Genomic DNA, 15,996 nt, shown 5'->3' on the forward strand with positions numbered 1-15,996 from the left:
ATCACGCCGGCCTGCGCATCATTTGCCTTCATCGACCCGTAGCACGGCGAGGAAAGCTTCCTGCGGGATTTCCACGTTGCCCACCTGCTTCATCCGCTTCTTGCCCTCCTTCTGCTTTTCGAGCAGCTTCTTCTTGCGCGAGATGTCGCCGCCATAGCACTTGGCGAGCACGTTCTTGCGCAGCGCCTTGATCGTTTCACGGGCGATGATGTGCGAGCCGATCGCCGACTGGATCGCGACATCGAACATCTGACGCGGAATCAGTCCGCGCAGTTTCGCCGCGACTTCGCGCCCGCGGTACTGCGCAGACGCGCGATGGACGATCACCGACAGCGCGTCGACTTTTTCGCCGCCGACCAGCAGGTCGAGCTTGACGAGATCCGCTGCGCGGTACTCCTTGAAATCGTAGTCGAGCGAGGCGTAGCCGCGTGAAACGGATTTCAGCTTGTCGAAGAAATCCATGACGACTTCATTCATCGGCAGGTCGTAGATCAGCTGGACCTGGCGGCCGTGGTAGCGCATGTCCACCTGCGCGCCGCGCTTGAGGTTGCACAGCGTGATGACCGGCCCGACGTAGTCCTGGGGCAGGAAGATCGTGGCGGTGATGATCGGCTCGCGGATCTCGGCGATCTTCGACTGATCGGGGAGCTTGGCCGGGTTCTCGACGCGGATCACCTCGCCGCTGTTCATCACGACTTCGTACACCACCGTCGGCGCGGTGGTGATGAGGTTCATGTCGAATTCGCGCTCGAGCCGCTCCTGCACGATGTCCATGTGCAGCAGGCCGAGAAAGCCGCAGCGGAACCCGAAACCGAGCGCCTGCGAGACTTCCGGCTCGTACTGCAGCGAAGCGTCGTTGAGCCGCAGCTTCTCGAGCGAATCGCGCAGCTGGTCGTATTCGCTCGATTCGACCGGATAAAGGCCGGCGAACACCTGCGGCTTGATCTCCTTGAAGCCCGGCAGCGGCTCGCTCGCCGGGCGCGTCGCGAGCGTCACGGTGTCGCCGACTTTCGCCGCCTGCAGTTCCTTGATGCCGGCGATGATGAATCCGACTTCGCCGGCCGACAGCTGGGGGCGCGCCACGGAGCGCGGCGTGAACACGCCGACCTGGTCGCACGGGTACTGCGCGCCATTGGCCATCAGCAGGATGCGGTCTTTCGGCTTGAGCACGCCATCGACGACGCGCACGAGCATCACGACGCCGACGTAATTGTCGAACCACGAGTCGATGATCAGCGCCTTCAGCGGCGCGTCCGGATCGCCTTTCGGCGGCGGCACGCGGCGCACGACGGTTTCCAGCACGTCCTCGATGCCGAGTCCGGTCTTCGCCGAACACAGCACCGCCTCGGACGCATCGACGCCGATCACGTCCTCGATCTCCTTGCGCGCGCTCTCGGGGTCGGCTGCCGGCAAGTCGATCTTGTTCAGCACCGGAACGACTTCGACGTTCTGCTCGATCGCCGTATAGCAGTTCGCTACCGTCTGCGCTTCGACGCCCTGCGACGCATCCACGACGAGCAGCGCGCCTTCGCACGCCGACAGCGACCGGCTGACTTCGTACGAGAAATCCACATGGCCCGGCGTGTCGATCAGGTTGAGGTTATAGACCTGCCCGTCCCTGGCCTTGTACTGCAGCGCGGCCGTCTGGGCCTTGATCGTGATTCCGCGCTCTCGCTCGAGATCCATCGAATCGAGAACCTGCGCCTCCATCTCGCGATCGGACAAGCCGCCACAGAAATGGATGAGCCGATCGGCCAGCGTGGACTTGCCGTGATCGATGTGGGCGATGATCGAAAAATTTCGGATATGTTGCATGCGACAACAAAAGAAAGGTGCCGTGCGGCACCTTGGATGAATTGGTTGACCTGGCTAAGGCGCGGATTCTAGCGGAAAACGTCGGCAATAGGCACGAACGGCCGCCGCGTCGAGCCGGAAGCGGCACAGTTCGGTGTCGCCGCCGAGCACGACCGGCACCAGTTCGTTCCAGCGCGCCTCGAGTTCCGGGTCGGCATCGACGTCGAGAACGCGCACCGTCCAGCCGAGCTCCGTCGCCAGCGGCCGCAGCTCATCGAGCAGATCGTGGCACAGGTGGCACCACTCGCGGCTCATCACCACCAGCTCGCGCACGCCGCTCACTCGCCCGCCTGCAGCGTCACGTAGGAAGTCGCCTCGCCGCGCTGCACGAGCAGCGTCACCTGCTGGCCGTCCTTGAGCCCCGCGACGGCGCGCGTGAAGGCGGCGACCGATTTCAGCGGGACCTGTCGGCCTCCCGACACCAGCGCGAGGATGAAGTCGCCACGCTGCAGTTCCGCGCGCGCGGCAGCGCCCTGCACGCGCTCGACGATCAGTCCGTGCTCGACCTCGCGCTCGCGCCGCTGGGCCGGCGTCGGCTCGGCGACCACCAGCCCCAGCTTGTTCGGCGCCGGCTGCGGGCGCTCGCTGCGCGGCGTGCGGGCCGGCGCGTCGTCCAGCCATTCGCCGACCGTCACACTCAGTTCGCGCGGTTCGCCATTGCGGTACACCTGCACGTTGACGCGCGTGGACGGCCGACTCGCCGCGACGATACGAGGCAGATCAGCCGATGCCTCCACGCTCTTGCCGGCGAAGCTCACGATGACATCGCCCTGTTCGATCCCGGCACGCGCGGCCGGGCCGTCGGGTTCGACCGCGCTCACGAGGGCCCCTGCGGCCCGCGGCAGGCCGAAGCTCTCCGCGAGCCCGCGCGTCACCTCCTGTATCGCGACCCCGATCCGCCCGCGTTGCACGCGCCCGGTGGTACGCAGCTGCTGCTGGACATCCATCGCGACGTCGATCGGGATCGCGAACGACAGTCCCATGAACCCGCCCGTCTGGCTGTAGATCTGGGAATTGATGCCGACGACCTCACCTCGGAGATTGAACAGCGGCCCCCCGGAATTGCCCGGATTGATCGCGACATCGGTCTGGATGAACGGGACGAAGTTCTCGTCGGGAAGGCTGCGGCCGGTCGCACTGACGATCCCCGCCGTCACCGAATGATCGAAACCGAACGGCGAGCCGATCGCGACGACCCATTCGCCCACCTTCAGCTTGTCCGGATCGCCGATCACGAGCCTCGGCAAGTCCGTCGCCTCGATCTTGATCAGCGCGACATCGCTGCGCGTGTCCGCGCCGATGACCCGGGCGCGGAATTCGCGCTTATCGACGAGGCGGACGAGAATCTCGTCGGCCGCATCGACGACGTGCGCATTGGTCAGGATGTAACCGTCGGGACTGATGACGAACCCGGAGCCGAGCGAGCGGGTTTCAGGATCCGCCCTCGGCAGATCGGGCTTGCGGGGAATGAAGCGACGAAAAAAATCGAACATCGGATCGTTTTCGTCGAAGCCCGGAAACAACGCCGTGCCTTCTTTCGGCGACTGGCTCGTGCTGATATTCACGACCGCGGCGCCCTGGCGCTGCACGAGTTCGGTAAAGTCCGGCAGCGATACGGCTGACGCGGCGGCCGCGATCGGCATCAGCGACGACATCACGACCGCGATCAGACAACGAAACACCGTGCTCCATGGCGTCATGAAGCCGTTCCCGCGTGGTGTCGGCACGACGCCGGCTCCTTGACCATCTCGACGTCGAACGCCTGGCGCAACCGCGCACTGCGCAGCACGAAGCGATGCAATCCCACCGCGGCAACGAGACCGCCGACCCCTCCGCTCAGCGCGAACAGATCGCCCTGCCCTTCACCTGCCAGGCCGGTCCCGAGCGCCGCGCCGGCGATGAGCAGGACGACCGCCAAGCCGTAGCCGAGCAAGGCACCGCGCAGCGGAGCATCATCGTCGATGCGCAGGCGTACGGCGTCGCCCGCTTCGGCGCCGATCCGGTTGGGCACCCTGAACACCTTGTCGGGCGCTTCGAGCATATACGCAAGCCCGATCGAGCGGCACCCGCCCGGTTCGTCACAGCGACCGCATCCGCCCGGACGATCCTCGATGCGAACCCATGCCTCGCCGCTTTCCGCGCGAGTGACCACCGCCCTGGCTTCGATCATCGTGCGACCGGTTCGATCCCGTCGCCCAACCTCTGGAGTGCCCGCAGAGGAACTTCCCCGAGCGCCGTGACCAGGTGGCCCGCAACGACACGCTTGTATGTGTTTATCGCTCCGCTCGCTGCCAGCGGCTCCGTACCATTGACGGCACCCTCGGCGGCCAGCGGTTCGATGAATACCGAGATTGCGGCAAGACCGTCACTGAATACGAGATGGAGAACTTCGGCGCGATCACGCCCGAGCGGCCGTCGCACGATCGACTTCATCGAGTACCCGGGCAGCGGCGTCGTCAACATCCAGCCGCTCTCTTCCTTTCCCACCTCGACCCCATGGGCGCGGACAATGCGCCATCGGTCGTCTTTGACATAGCGCGGCTTGAAGGCCTCGGTGGCGATCTCGCCGCCGATCTTCACATCGCTGAAAGAGAACTGCTCGATGATCTCGCCGCGCTCGTCGATCGTGCGGGCCTTGAGCAACAGGCCGGACTGGACTTCGGCCCACAGCAGGTGGCCGTAGCGCAGGTCGTCCTTGGGCTCCAGGATGACGAGCTGCGCGTCGAGTCCGGCGACGCGGCTCGGTTCGCCCTTGCGAATGCGGTAATTCTCGGTAACGCTTCCGAACGATGCCGGAAGCCGCGCCGGAAACGCGCGCTGTCCGCCCGGCTGATCGATTATGACGAGCTTCTGATCCGGCAGGACGCATCGCACTTCGCTGTTGGTCCGGATCACTTCGCGAGGACTTCCGTCGAGCACCTCGAGTCGCTCGTGCTCGGTCCCGCCCGCGTCGACCATGTGCGAGATCCGGGAAGTTTCGAAGTTCTTGCCCGACTGATAAATGAAGGTCCCGGAGTAGGTCAGGCGTTGGCCCGCCGTAGCGATGCGCTCGAGCCAGGACACCGGGTCGCTCGGTGCCTGCGCCAGAACCTGCGTCTGGACGAACAGCAGACACAGACTCAACGCAGCGGCAAGACCTCTCATCGATTGACGTCCTGTCTCACATCCGAAACTGTCCGAACGTGCTGGATGACGCCCGAAAGCGGTCCGCCGGACGTCATCGCCTGATGCGCGAAGAGATATTCGCGCTGACGGTCGACCGGCGGGGGATGCGACACGGTCGCGACCGGGACTGAAACATTTTCCACTGCCTGGAGGGCGCTGGGAGCGCTCGCGGTGCGAAGGTCTCCTTCGGGCTCGGCGTTCAACGTGTACGCAACCCACCCGACGGCGGCGATGCCCATGACCGACGCGGCAAGCGGCATCAGCGACTTTCTCGCCCGAGGCTGCGAACCCTTCGACGACGCACCGGCGGAACCGGAAGCAGGAGGGGCAAGCACGGTCGGCTCGGCTTCGATGCCGGCCATCACCCGGGCGACCAGCCCAGGAGAAGTGTCCCCGGTCCCTCGCAGGACGTCTCCTATGAGGCAGTATGTTTCCCAGTCGGAGCGCAAAGACCGATCTCGACGAATCGAGTCTAAAACCGGGCTCATTGCCTGTTCGTCCAGATCGCCATCCAGCAGTGCCGACAGTTTGTCCTTCATGAGTACCACCCACCTACCAACGTTTGTCAGGAGCCGTATCCAGCAGCGGCCGCAGTCGTTCAGCAATTGCCTCGCGTGCCCGGAAAATCCGGGACCGGACCGTCCCGATCGGACAGTCCATGATGCTCGCGATCTCTTCGTAGCTAAGGCCTTCCAGTTCTCTCAGCATGATCGCGGTGCGCAGCTCCTCGGGCAGCGCCTCCATCGCCTCATCCACCGTCTGCCCGATCTGGCGCGTCATCATCAGCCTTTCGGGCGTATTGATGTCGCGCAGGTTGTCGCCTTCCTCGAAGGTTTCCGCTTCTTCCGAATCGAATCCGGTCGAAGTCGGGGCACGGCGGCTCTGGGATACCAGGTAGTTCTTAGCGGTGTTGATTCCGATCCGGTAAAGCCAAGTGTAAAAAGCACTGTCGCCCCTGAAAGAACCCAAGGCACGGTAAGCCTTGATGAACGTCTCCTGGGCGACGTCCTCCACCTCGGCAGAATCGCGAATCAACCGCGAAAGCAGCCTGTGCAGCTTGCGTTGGTATTTTGTTACCAGCAAGCCGAAGGCTTGCTTGTCGCCGCGCTGAACGCGTTCGACAAGCTGCTGATCAATTTCGCGATCGCTCATGAGCGGGTCGTTTCTCTAGGTTGGGCAAAATCCGCGCCAGTATAACGACCGCCCATGAGTCCGGCAAAGCCGAAGCTACTGCAACAGACACAGCCTTCCAAGAATAGTTCAGACGACGAAGGGGTCTTGTGATTCCGGCAGCTCCAATAGCAGGCGAGGACTCCGGCTTCCTCCCTGCGACGTGCTATATTCCGGCGCGCGACCGACCCTGGATGCCCACGACCTTGTCAATACAATACGACGTACTCATTCTCGGCAGCGGCGCCGCCGGCCAATCGCTCGCGCTGCGCCTTGCGGACCATCTGCGCGTTGCGCTGGTGACGAAACGCTCCATCGCCGACAGCGCGAGTTCCTGGGCACAGGGCGGCATTGCAGCGGTACTCGATGCCACCGACAGCATCGAAGCCCATATCCAGGACACCTTCACCGCGGGCGCCGGCCTGTGCGATCCGGCGGCGACCCGCTTTGTCGTCGAGCACGGCAAAGCTGCGATCGAATGGCTCATCCGCCGGGGCGTTCCCTTCACGCGCGAAGACCAGTCCGCGATCGGATACCACCTGACGCGCGAGGGCGGACACTCCCATCGCCGCATCATCCACGCCGCCGATGCCACCGGCGCTGCCGTCCAGGCGACGCTCACCGAACGCGTCTGCGCGCATCCGAACATCCACATCCTCGAGAACCACATCGCGATCGACCTGATCCTCGGCGACAAGGTCGGACGCAGTGGCGAAGGCTGCCTCGGCGCCTACGTGCTCGACATCGCCGACGGGCGCGTGATCACGATCGCGGCGCGCAGCACGGTGCTCGCGACCGGAGGCGCCGGCAAGGCCTACCTCTACACGACCAACCCGGACGTCGCCACCGGCGACGGGATCGCGATGGCATGGCGCGCCGGCTGTCGCGTCGCCAACCTCGAGTTCATCCAGTTTCATCCGACCTGCCTCTACCATCCCCAAGCCAAGTCGTTCCTGATTTCCGAAGCCGTCCGCGGCGAAGGGGGGATCCTGAGACTCCCCGATGGCACGCGCTTCATGCCGGAGCACGACCCGCGCGCGGAACTGGCTCCGCGCGACGTCGTGGCCCGCGCAATCGACTTCGAGATGAAGAAACGCGGCCTCGACTGCGTCTATCTCGACATCAGCCACAAGCCGGCCGACTGGCTGCGGGAACATTTCCCGAACATCCACGCGCGCTGCCTCGAACTGGGCATCGACATGACGCGCGAAGGCATTCCCGTCGTCCCGGCCGCTCATTACACGTGCGGCGGCGTCGTTACGGACCTTGCGGCGCGTACCGACGTCGCCGGCCTCTATTGCGTCGGCGAATCGGCCTGCACCGGCCTTCACGGCGCCAATCGGCTCGCGAGCAATTCGCTGCTCGAATGCCTGGTATTCGGGGAAGCGGCTGCGAAAGACATCCAGGCGCGCCCCCGCGACCCGATCGCTGCGCTGCCCGAGTGGGACGAGAGTCGGGTGACCGATGCCGACGAAGAGGTCGTGATCGCGCACAACTGGGCGGAACTGCGGCGAGCGATGTGGGACTATGTCGGCATCGTCAGGACAACCAAGCGCCTGCAGCGCGCACAGCACCGGATCCGCCTGCTGACGAGCGAGATCAACGAGTTCTACTCGAACTTCCGCGTGACCAACGATCTCATCGAACTGCGCAATCTGGTCGTCACTTCCGATCTCATCGTGCGCTGCGCGCTCGAGCGCAAGGAAAGCCGCGGGCTGCACTTCTCGCGCGACTATCCTGGACTGCTCGACGAGGCGCTCCCGACGATCCTGCAGCCGCGAAAAACCTGATCCTACGGTCGACGCCCCGGGTTTTCGCGCACCCTGACCTCTTCGGGGGCGGCACGAGCTTTCTGCCGCAACCAGATGCGGAGCCCTCGCCAGTGTCCTTCGGGCAGGTTGTCGGGCAGCAGCATGATCGATCCGCGACCGCGCGCACCGGCGCCGTCCGCTTCGTCGCGTCGCCACTGTAGCCACACGGCCCACCCGAAATCGGTGCAGCCCGTCTCCGGCACCAGCATCGCCACTTCGCCGCGGTCGCGAAGCGTTCCGTCGTTCTCGAGCGTCAGAACTCGGTCCGTTTTCCGCAACTCGACGCGCAGGCCGGCGAAGAGCGATACGGCAAGCACGAAAAGAACCGAACCGAGAGCCGGCGCGGAAAACGACGAAAGCAGAAACGCGATCGCCGCGATCGTATGGATCGCGGCGATCAGGGCCAGTGCCTGCCGGGAGGGCCTGAGCGGCAGTTCGAGCGGATAGCGCATGCGCCGCGCTATTCCGTCCGTTCAGATGCGACGAAACGCCAGCGTGCCGTTCGTGCCGCCGAACCCGAACGAATTCGAAAGCGCTGCGCGGATCTCCATCGGACGCGCCTTGTTCGCGACGTAATCAAGGTCGCACCGCTCGTCCTGCTCGAAAATGTTGATCGTCGGCGGAGCGATCTGGTTGTGCAAGGCCAGCGCGGTGAACACGGCTTCCACACCTCCCGCGGCCCCGAGCAGATGACCGGTCATCGACTTGGTGGAGTTCACCGCGATCGACTTTGCCCGATCACCGAAACAGCGCTTTACTGCAGTCGTCTCGGCGACGTCTCCGAGCGGCGTCGAGGTACCGTGGGCGTTGACGTAGTCGAACTCATCGACCGTCATGCCGGCGTCGCGCATCGCGTGCGCCATGCAGCGCGCCGCGCCGTCGCCGTCTTCGGCCGGTGCAGTCATGTGAAAGGCATCGGCGCTCATGCCGTAGCCGGCTATTTCCGCGTAGATTCGGGCGCCGCGCGCCTTCGCATGCTCGTACTCTTCGAGGACCAGCACGCCGGCGCCTTCGCCGAGCACGAAACCATCGCGTCCCTTGTCCCACGGACGGCTCGCGGTAAGCGGATCGTCGTTGCGCGTCGACAACGCTTTCGCCGAAGCAAAGCCGCCGACGGCGAGCGGCGTGACGGTGGATTCGGCACCGCCGGCCACCATCACATCGACATCCCCGTACTGGATGAGGCGGGCTGCCTCGCCGATGCAGTGCGTCGCCGTCGTGCATGCAGTGACCATTGCCAGGCACGGACCTTTCAGCCCGAGCATGATCGACAGATTTCCGGCGATCATGTTGATGATCGTGCCGGGAATGAAGAACGGGGAAATCTTGCGCGCCCCGCCCTTGAGAAAATCGTCGTGGGTCGCTTCGATCATCGGCAGACCGCCGATTCCCGACCCGATGTTTACCCCGATGCGTTCCGCATTGGAGGCGGTAACGTCCAGTCCGGCATCCCGGAACGCCTGGATGCCCGCGGCAAGGCCGTAGTGGATGAAAACATCCATGCGGCGCGCCTCCTTCGGAGAAAGGTAGGCGCCGATATCGAAACCCCTCACTTCGCCGGCGATCCTGACCGGGAAGCTGGAAGCATCGAAACGCGTGATTTCGCCGATGCCGGAGCGGCCGTTGACAATGTTGTCCCAGGCCTCCGGAACGGTATTACCGACCGGCGAGATGATCCCGAGACCGGTAATGACGACTCTGCGACGGGTCAATGTTCGCTCCGGTAATCAGATTTATTTCTTCAGATGAGCGGTGACGTAGTCAATCGCCTGCTGAACCGTGGTGATCTTCTCGGCCTCTTCGTCCGGGATTTCGCACTCGAATTCTTCTTCCAGCGCCATGACCAGTTCGACGGTGTCCAGCGAATCCGCGCCCAGATCGTCGACAAAAGACGACTCGGTCTTGATCTCCGACTCGTTCACGCCAAGCTGCTCGGCGACAATCTTCTTGACGCGCTGTTCGATGTTCTCCATGAACAAACTCCTTCCCTGAATGATCCAGATATGAATAAAAAAGCCGGCGTATTCTACCAAAAAGGATGGCAACCGCTATCGCGGCCGGCGCTCACGACATGTACATACCACCATTCACGTGCAGGGTCGTCCCGGTAACGTAAGCAGCAGCGGGTGAAGCAAGGAAGGCGACCGCCGCGGCGATCTCCTCCGGTCGGCCAAGACGACCGAGCGCGATGCTGCCCAGCAGCGCGTCGCGCGCGGCTTCGGGCAGTGCCCGCGTCATGTCGGTATCGATGAATCCGGGCGCAACGCAATTGACAGTGATGTTGCGGCTGCCCAGTTCGCGCGCCAGCGCGCGGCTCATCCCGGCCACTCCGGCCTTTGCTGCGGCGTAGTTCGCCTGTCCCGGATTGCCGGCGCTGCCGACCACCGAAGTGATGTTGATGATGCGCCCGCCGCGCGCCTTCATCATTCCGCGCATGACCAGGCGCGACATGCGGAAGACGGACTTCAGATTGGTGTCGATCACCGCATCCCATTCGTCATCCTTCATGCGCAGCGCGAGATTGTCGCGCGTGATGCCCGCATTGTTCACAAGAATGCCGACCGCGCCAAAACGTTTTTCGATCTCTCCGATCGCCGCCTCGCAGGCCGCACCGTCGGTCACATCCAGCGCCAGACCGCAGCCTTCGGCGCCAGCTTCGAGCAGACTCCTGCCGATTTCCGCCGCGCCCGCTTCCGAAGTCGCCGTCCCGACGAGCGTGGCGCCGAGCCGACCGAGTTCGAGCGCGACCGCGCGGCCGATACCGCGTGAAGCGCCGGTCACCAGCGCCACTGCCCCGTTCAGGGGTGAATTCGTTGCGTTCATTTCACTGCCGCGATCGAGAGTTCGAGACTGGCGGCGTCGTGAATCGAGCCCCCCTGGAGATCACCTGCGATCCGCTTGGTCATCCCCGCGAGCACTTTGCCCGGGCCGCATTCAAAGACGTGGCCGATGCCGCGCCGGGAAATTTCCTGGACGATTTCGATCCAGCGCACCGGCGAGAACGCCTGGCGGACCAGCGCGTCGCGGATTGCGGCGGGATCATTGCACACCGCGACATCCACGTTGTTCAGCACCGCGATCTGGGGGCGCTCGATCGCGACCGTCGCGAGGCGTTCGGCCAGGCGCTCGGCTGCCGGCCTCATCAGCGCGCAGTGGAACGGAGCGCTGACCGGCAACAGCATCGCGCGCTTCGCGCCGCGCCCCTTTGCCGCCTCGATGGCGCGCTCGACCGCACCTTTCGCTCCGGCGATGACGATCTGGCCCGGCGCGTTCAGGTTCGCCGCTTCGACGACTTCGCCGCGGGACGCCTCGGCGCATGCCTCCCGGACCGCATCGACGTCGAGGCCGAGCAGCGCTGCCATTGCCCCTTCGCCTGCCGGAACCGCCTCCTGCATCGCCTGCGCACGAAAGCGCACCAGCGGCACCGCATCCTTGAAGCTCAGCGCTCCCGCGGCGACCAGCGCCGAGTATTCCCCCAGGCTGTGACCGGCGACGAGCGAAGGCTTCGGCCCGCCTGCAGCCAGCCACGCACGGTACGCTGCAACCCCCGCGGTGAGCATCAACGGCTGGGTATTCACGGTCAACGAGAGCCGCTCCGCCGGCCCCTCGCTCACCATCTGCCACAAATCCTCGCCGAGGGCCTCCGACGCTTCGGCGAATGTGTCGCGAATCTCGGCCCGTTCACCGTAGGCCGACATCATGCCGACCGATTGCGACCCCTGTCCCGGAAAAACCAGCGCAAAAACCATCGTATCCGTCCTGTATCAGAATTGGAGCAGCGCCGCGCCCCACGTGAAGCCGCCGCCCACCCCTTCGATGAGGAAGCGGTGCCCCGGCCGGATACGGCCATCGCGGACGGCGAGGTCGAGCGCCAGTGGAATCGATGCCGCGGAGGTGTTGCCGTGACGATCGACCGTCGTGATCACTTTGTCCATCGCGACGCCGAGCCGGCGCGCCGTTGCCTGCAGGATGCGGATGTTCGCCTGGTGCGGAATCAGCCAGTCGACCGCGTCGATCGCGACGCCGGCGTGGTCGAGCACTTCCAGCGCGACGTCGCCGAGCACCCTGACCGCGAACTTGAACACCGCCTGTCCGTCCATGCGCAGGAACGGGTCGCCGACGACCTGGCCGGCCGCCACTGCGCCGGGAACGCAGAGGATCGGATGATGGCTTCCGTCCGCGTGCAGCGCGCTCGCCAGGATTCCCGGCGCGTCGGCCGCTTCGAGCACGACCGCGCCGGCGCCGTCGCCGAACAGCACGCAGGTGCCGCGATCCGACCAGTCGAGAATGCGCGAGAACACTTCGGCGCCGACGACCAGCGCGCGCTTGTGGCTGCCCGAGCGGATGAACTTCTCGGCGATCGTCAGGCCATAGACAAAACCGCTGCAAACCGCCTGCACGTCGAATGCGGCAGCGCCATTGCGAATGCCGAGCTTCGACTGGAGCAGTGCTGCAGTGCTGGGAAAGATGCAGTCGGGCGTGGAGGTCGCGACGATGATCAGGTCAATGTCGTCGGGACGCACTCCTGCCGCTTCGAGGGCGCGCTCGCTCGCCGTCTTCGCCAGGTCGCTGGACGACATTTCCGTTGACGCCAGATGCCGAGTGCGGATTCCGGTCCGTTCGATGATCCATCGGTCGGACGTATCGATACCGCGCGCCACCAGGTCATCGTTGGTTACCGGCTCGCCCGGCAGAAAGCTGCCAGTTCCGGCGATCCGTGCGTAGATCATGCTGCTACCCCCATAGCCGTCATCCGTTCGGTAATGCGCTCTATCAGGCGGTTCGATGCCGCCTCGGCAGCGCGGTGGATTGCCTGCTCGAACGCGAACGCATCGGCCGAGCCGTGACTCTTGACGACGACGCCGCGCAATCCGAGCAGCGCCGCGCCGTTGTACCGACGGTGATCGACGCGATGCTTGAAGCGCTTGAGCGCCGGCATCGCGATCAGCGCCATCGCCTTGCTGAGCAGATTGCGACTGAATTCTTCGCGCAGAAAAGTCGCCAGCATCTGCGCCAGGCCTTCGGAGGTCTTCAACGCGACATTGCCGACGAATCCGTCGCACACCACGACGTCGGTCGTACCCTTGTAGATGTCGTCGCCTTCGACGTTGCCGTAGAAGTTCAGGCCGCTCGTCTTCAGCAGCTCCCCGGCCCGCTTCACCACTTCGTTGCCCTTGATCGCTTCCTCGCCGATATTGAGGAGGCCGACTGTCGGCCGGTCGAGATGCTCGACCGCCGACACCAGCATTGCGCCCATGATGCCGAACTGGAGCAGATGCTCGGGCAGGCAGTCGACGTTGGCGCCCAGATCGAGGACGTACGTCTGCCCCTTGCGCGTCGGCAGAATCGTCGCGATCGCCGGCCGGTCGATTCCCGGCAAGGTTTTCAGCACGAAGCGCGAAATCGCCATCAACGCGCCGGTGTTGCCGGCCGACACCGCGGCCTGCGCCTCGCCGGACTTGACGAGGTCGATCGCGACGCGCATCGACGAATCCTTCTTCGTGCGCATCGCAATGGCCGGAGGATCATCCATCGCGACGACTTCCGACGCGGCGCGAAGCGAAAGCCGCTCGCCGAATCCGTTTCCGATCGTGCCGATCGCCTGCTCCAGCGCATCCTGGCGCCCGACGAGGATGATGCGGGCTTCGGGATGATTGCGCAGAAACGCCCGCGCAGCAGGAACGGTCACGGCCGGGCCATGATCGCCACCCATGCAGTCGATCGCAATGGTGACACCCATCGGCTTCTCGCGTGGCTCGAACGATTGATTCGGATGAAAAAACGGCGCAGGCGCACAAGGCGCCGCGCCGTTTCCGCTAACCGGGCTTATTCGCCCTTGGTCTTGACGACCTTTTTGCCGCGGTATACGCCGCTCGGGCTGATGTGGTGACGCAGATGCACTTCACCGGTGGTCGGCTCGACCGCCAGCGGAGGAGTGGGCAGGAAATCGTGCGCACGGTGCATGCCACGCTTCGAAGGGGACTTCTTGTTCTGCTGAACAGCCATGAAACGCTCCTAATACAAATATCGCGCCTAAGTTGCGCTATCGCTCTTGCGAAGCTTCTCGAGCGCAGCAAAAGGCGATTTCTTTTCCGCCCCGTCCGACGGACGTGGCACGTCACACTTTTCATGCCGCGGCGCTATGGGCACCGCGAGTACGATTTCGTCTTCGACGAGCGCCAGGACATCCAGATCCGGCGTCGCTTCGATCACATCGAATTCATCGTTTTCCAGCTCGCCTTCCGGAATCGCCTGCCCCGGCCTGACCAGTTCGAGCAGCGTTTCGATGTTCAGCGGCCACTCCATCCGACCCAGGCAACGCTGACACTGCAACGGAAATACTCCGGTCGCGCGCAGTCTGAGACGCGGTCTGCGATCGACCCCCAGCTCGCCTGACAGCTCATAGGCGACTTCGCCGGAAGCATCGACAAGCACATCCGCGAGCCGCCTCAGATCCGCCGACGGGATGGTGCCGGACAGCGTGCGCCCCTCGGCGGCAAACTTGAACGGATCCGGAATAAGGCATCGTTGCGACATAAGGCGCGCATGATATTATTTTCGGCTTGCCCTGTCAAAATAGCTGAAGCACTCGTGCGATCGCCGACGTCGCCGTGGGCAGCCGCCTGAAATCAACATCTCCCGCGATACGCCAGATACCGATGAAACTCGTCCTCGCTTCGACCTCCGCGTACCGGCGCCAGCTGCTCGAGCGTCTCCAGCTGCCGTTCGAGACGGCCCGCCCGGACGTCGATGAAACGCCCCTGGCGGACGAGATGCCGCCGGAGACCGCGAATCGCCTCGCAGTGGAGAAAGCGCGCGCAGTCGCGGCACGCTATCCCGACGCGCTCGTCATCGGCAGCGACCAGGTCGCCGACCTCGATGGGGAAATCTTCGGCAAGCCCGGAACGGTCGCGGCCGCGATCGGACAGCTGCAACGCATGCGCGGCACGACGGTGATATTCCATACCGCGGTGGCGGTGATCAACGCCCGCACCGGACAGGTCCGCTGCGAGAACGTGCCGACGCGGGTGAAGTTTCGCGAGCTGTCCGACGACGAGATCGTTCGTTACGTCGACAAGGAACGTCCCCTCGATTGCGCCGGCAGCGCGAAGTCCGAAGCGCTCGGAATCACGCTGCTCGACTCGCTGTCCGGCGACGATCCGACCGCGCTGGTCGGCCTGCCGCTGATCGCGCTGTCGCGCATGCTGCGGGCCGAAGGCCTCCAGCTGCCATGAAGCCGCCATCGGGAACCTTGTTCCTGGTGCCGGTGAGCCTCGGCGACACGTCGTGGACGCGCTTCCTGCCGACCGACGCGCAGCGCATCGCGACAGGCATCCGTCACTTCGTCGTCGAAAACGCCAAGACCGCCCGGGCCGAACTCAAGCGCCTCGAACATCCGGCGCCATTGCGCGAGCTCGACATCCGCGTCCTGCCCGAGCGGGACAGCGACGCCGAGCTCGACGCGCTGCTCGAGCCGGCGCTTGCCGGCGAACACATCGGGCTGATGTCCGAAGCCGGCTGCCCGGCGGTTGCCGATCCGGGAGCGCGGCTCGTGGCCCGCGGGCACGCGCTGGAGATTCCGGTCCGGCCGCTGGTCGGGCCTTCGTCGATCCTGCTCGCGCTGATGGCCTCCGGACTCAACGGCCAGAGCTTCGCGTTCAATGGCTATCTTCCGGTCGCGGAGATCGAGCGCGACCGGAGCATCCGCGAACTCGAAGCAGAGTCGCGCCGACTGAAGCGCACGCACATTTTCATCGAGACGCCCTACCGCAACGAACGGCTCCATGAAGCGCTGCTCGCGGTGTGCCACCCGACTTCGCGCCTGTGCATCGCGCGCAATCTGACGACCGACGACGAATGGATCCGTACGCGCAGCATCGCCGAATGGCAGCGCGCCCCGAAGCCGGATCTCGCGCGGCGCCCTGCGCTCTTCCTCATTCTGGCGCGCTGATCCGCCGGCCACCTTCGCGCAACTTGCCCGACGCGGGGCGCAGCA

General features: G+C 64.7%; 19 protein-coding genes. 3 read left to right on the forward strand and 16 right to left on the reverse strand.

What is annotated here, in order from left to right:
• Positions 1 to 18: 18 nt before the first annotated feature.
• Genes lepA through rpoE form a run of 7 tightly spaced genes read right to left on the reverse strand, consistent with a single transcriptional unit; the run spans position 19 to position 6,171 of the window.
• A complete protein-coding gene (gene lepA, locus PA01_15210) occupies positions 19 to 1,815 on the reverse strand; it encodes a translation elongation factor 4 (GenBank protein ID KON79810.1) in 1,797 nt (598 codons plus the stop codon).
• Positions 1,816 to 1,869: 54 nt separating this feature from the next.
• Entirely contained in the window at positions 1,870 to 2,109 is a 240-nt protein-coding gene (locus PA01_15215; GenBank protein KON80380.1) for a glutaredoxin family protein, read from the reverse strand.
• A gap of 23 nt (positions 2,110 to 2,132) precedes the next feature.
• Complete coding sequence (locus PA01_15220; protein KON79811.2) at positions 2,133 to 3,509, reverse strand: DegQ family serine endoprotease; 1,377 nt, start codon at positions 3,507 to 3,509, stop codon at positions 2,133 to 2,135.
• A 41-nt stretch (positions 3,510 to 3,550) separates the two neighbouring features.
• Positions 3,551 to 4,024 carry a SoxR reducing system RseC family protein gene (locus tag PA01_15225; protein ID KON80381.2) on the reverse strand — a complete coding sequence of 158 codons (474 nt, stop codon included), beginning with the start codon at positions 4,022 to 4,024 and terminating at the stop codon, positions 3,551 to 3,553.
• A complete protein-coding gene (locus PA01_15230) occupies positions 4,021 to 4,998 on the reverse strand; it encodes a MucB/RseB C-terminal domain-containing protein (protein KON79812.1) in 978 nt (325 codons plus the stop codon). Before PA01_15230 ends, PA01_15225 begins: the two co-directional genes overlap by 4 nt.
• Entirely contained in the window at positions 4,995 to 5,558 is a 564-nt protein-coding gene (locus tag PA01_15235) for a sigma-E factor negative regulatory protein (GenBank protein KON80382.1), read from the reverse strand. The genes PA01_15230 and PA01_15235 overlap by 4 nt, the downstream gene beginning before the upstream one ends.
• 13 nt (positions 5,559 to 5,571) lie before the next feature.
• A complete protein-coding gene (rpoE, locus tag PA01_15240; GenBank protein KON79813.1) occupies positions 5,572 to 6,171 on the reverse strand; it encodes an RNA polymerase sigma factor RpoE in 600 nt (199 codons plus the stop codon).
• Positions 6,172 to 6,395: 224 nt separating this feature from the next.
• On the opposite strand from rpoE, the gene nadB reads away from it, so the two are divergent.
• A complete protein-coding gene (gene nadB, locus PA01_15245; protein ID KON79814.2) occupies positions 6,396 to 7,979 on the forward strand; it encodes an L-aspartate oxidase in 1,584 nt (527 codons plus the stop codon).
• A 2-nt stretch (positions 7,980 to 7,981) separates the two neighbouring features.
• On the opposite strand, the gene PA01_15250 is transcribed toward nadB, so the two are convergent.
• From PA01_15250 to PA01_15290, 9 genes are all read right to left on the reverse strand, one after another.
• Positions 7,982 to 8,452, reverse strand: coding sequence for a hypothetical protein (locus tag PA01_15250; protein KON79815.1), 471 nt, complete (start codon positions 8,450 to 8,452; stop codon positions 7,982 to 7,984).
• Positions 8,453 to 8,473: 21 nt separating this feature from the next.
• On the reverse strand, positions 8,474 to 9,712 hold the full coding sequence (gene fabF / locus PA01_15255; GenBank protein KON79816.1) for a beta-ketoacyl-ACP synthase II: 1,239 nt from the start codon (positions 9,710 to 9,712) through the stop codon (positions 8,474 to 8,476).
• A 21-nt stretch (positions 9,713 to 9,733) separates the two neighbouring features.
• Positions 9,734 to 9,973, reverse strand: coding sequence for an acyl carrier protein (acpP, locus tag PA01_15260; protein ID KON79817.1), 240 nt, complete (start codon positions 9,971 to 9,973; stop codon positions 9,734 to 9,736).
• A gap of 91 nt (positions 9,974 to 10,064) precedes the next feature.
• Positions 10,065 to 10,823 carry a 3-oxoacyl-ACP reductase FabG gene (gene fabG, locus PA01_15265; GenBank protein ID KON79818.1) on the reverse strand — a complete coding sequence of 253 codons (759 nt, stop codon included), beginning with the start codon at positions 10,821 to 10,823 and terminating at the stop codon, positions 10,065 to 10,067.
• On the reverse strand, positions 10,820 to 11,749 hold the full coding sequence (gene fabD, locus PA01_15270) for an ACP S-malonyltransferase (protein KON79819.1): 930 nt from the start codon (positions 11,747 to 11,749) through the stop codon (positions 10,820 to 10,822). The genes fabG and fabD overlap by 4 nt, the downstream gene beginning before the upstream one ends.
• Positions 11,750 to 11,764: 15 nt before the next feature.
• Entirely contained in the window at positions 11,765 to 12,730 is a 966-nt protein-coding gene (locus PA01_15275) for a ketoacyl-ACP synthase III (GenBank protein ID KON79820.1), read from the reverse strand.
• Complete coding sequence (plsX, locus tag PA01_15280; protein KON79821.1) at positions 12,727 to 13,740, reverse strand: phosphate acyltransferase PlsX; 1,014 nt, start codon at positions 13,738 to 13,740, stop codon at positions 12,727 to 12,729. Before plsX ends, PA01_15275 begins: the two co-directional genes overlap by 4 nt.
• An 86-nt stretch (positions 13,741 to 13,826) precedes the next feature.
• Positions 13,827 to 14,006 carry a 50S ribosomal protein L32 gene (gene rpmF / locus PA01_15285; protein ID KON79822.1) on the reverse strand — a complete coding sequence of 60 codons (180 nt, stop codon included), beginning with the start codon at positions 14,004 to 14,006 and terminating at the stop codon, positions 13,827 to 13,829.
• A 27-nt stretch (positions 14,007 to 14,033) separates the two neighbouring features.
• Positions 14,034 to 14,537: a YceD family protein gene (locus PA01_15290; GenBank protein KON79823.1), complete on the reverse strand. Its 504-nt coding sequence runs from the start codon at positions 14,535 to 14,537 to the stop codon at positions 14,034 to 14,036.
• Positions 14,538 to 14,653: 116 nt separating this feature from the next.
• Here PA01_15290 and PA01_15295 point away from each other — a divergent pair, with 116 nt between their 5' ends.
• Positions 14,654 to 15,235, forward strand: a complete 582-nt coding sequence (locus PA01_15295) for a Maf family nucleotide pyrophosphatase (protein ID KON79824.2) — start codon at positions 14,654 to 14,656, stop codon at positions 15,233 to 15,235.
• Positions 15,232 to 15,951 (forward strand): SAM-dependent methyltransferase, encoded by a 720-nt coding sequence (locus PA01_15300; protein ID KON79825.1) that lies wholly within the window; start codon positions 15,232 to 15,234, stop codon positions 15,949 to 15,951. The genes PA01_15295 and PA01_15300 overlap by 4 nt, the downstream gene beginning before the upstream one ends.
• Positions 15,952 to 15,996 lie beyond the last annotated feature (45 nt).

It is taken from the genome of Azoarcus sp. PA01, from assembly GCA_001274695.2.
In the GTDB taxonomy this organism is placed as follows: Bacteria; Pseudomonadota; Gammaproteobacteria; order Burkholderiales; family Rhodocyclaceae; genus Aromatoleum.

Coding starts and splice junctions, on each gene's coding strand:
- lepA (KON79810.1), bottom strand. CDS start 1,815: ATGCAACATATCCGAAATTTTTCGATCATCGCCCACATCGATCACGGC.
- PA01_15215 (KON80380.1), bottom strand. CDS start 2,109: ATGAGCCGCGAGTGGTGCCACCTGTGCCACGATCTGCTCGATGAGCTG.
- PA01_15220 (KON79811.2), bottom strand. CDS start 3,509: ATGTCGTCGCTGATGCCGATCGCGGCCGCCGCGTCAGCCGTATCGCTG.
- PA01_15225 (KON80381.2), bottom strand. CDS start 4,024: ATGATCGAAGCCAGGGCGGTGGTCACTCGCGCGGAAAGCGGCGAGGCA.
- PA01_15230 (KON79812.1), bottom strand. CDS start 4,998: ATGAGAGGTCTTGCCGCTGCGTTGAGTCTGTGTCTGCTGTTCGTCCAG.
- PA01_15235 (KON80382.1), bottom strand. CDS start 5,558: ATGAAGGACAAACTGTCGGCACTGCTGGATGGCGATCTGGACGAACAG.
- rpoE (KON79813.1), bottom strand. CDS start 6,171: ATGAGCGATCGCGAAATTGATCAGCAGCTTGTCGAACGCGTTCAGCGC.
- PA01_15250 (KON79815.1), bottom strand. CDS start 8,452: ATGCGCTATCCGCTCGAACTGCCGCTCAGGCCCTCCCGGCAGGCACTG.
- acpP (KON79817.1), bottom strand. CDS start 9,973: ATGGAGAACATCGAACAGCGCGTCAAGAAGATTGTCGCCGAGCAGCTT.
- fabG (KON79818.1), bottom strand. CDS start 10,823: ATGAACGCAACGAATTCACCCCTGAACGGGGCAGTGGCGCTGGTGACC.
- fabD (KON79819.1), bottom strand. CDS start 11,749: ATGGTTTTTGCGCTGGTTTTTCCGGGACAGGGGTCGCAATCGGTCGGC.
- PA01_15275 (KON79820.1), bottom strand. CDS start 12,730: ATGATCTACGCACGGATCGCCGGAACTGGCAGCTTTCTGCCGGGCGAG.
- plsX (KON79821.1), bottom strand. CDS start 13,740: ATGGGTGTCACCATTGCGATCGACTGCATGGGTGGCGATCATGGCCCG.
- rpmF (KON79822.1), bottom strand. CDS start 14,006: ATGGCTGTTCAGCAGAACAAGAAGTCCCCTTCGAAGCGTGGCATGCAC.
- PA01_15290 (KON79823.1), bottom strand. CDS start 14,537: ATGTCGCAACGATGCCTTATTCCGGATCCGTTCAAGTTTGCCGCCGAG.
- PA01_15300 (KON79825.1), top strand. CDS start 15,232: ATGAAGCCGCCATCGGGAACCTTGTTCCTGGTGCCGGTGAGCCTCGGC.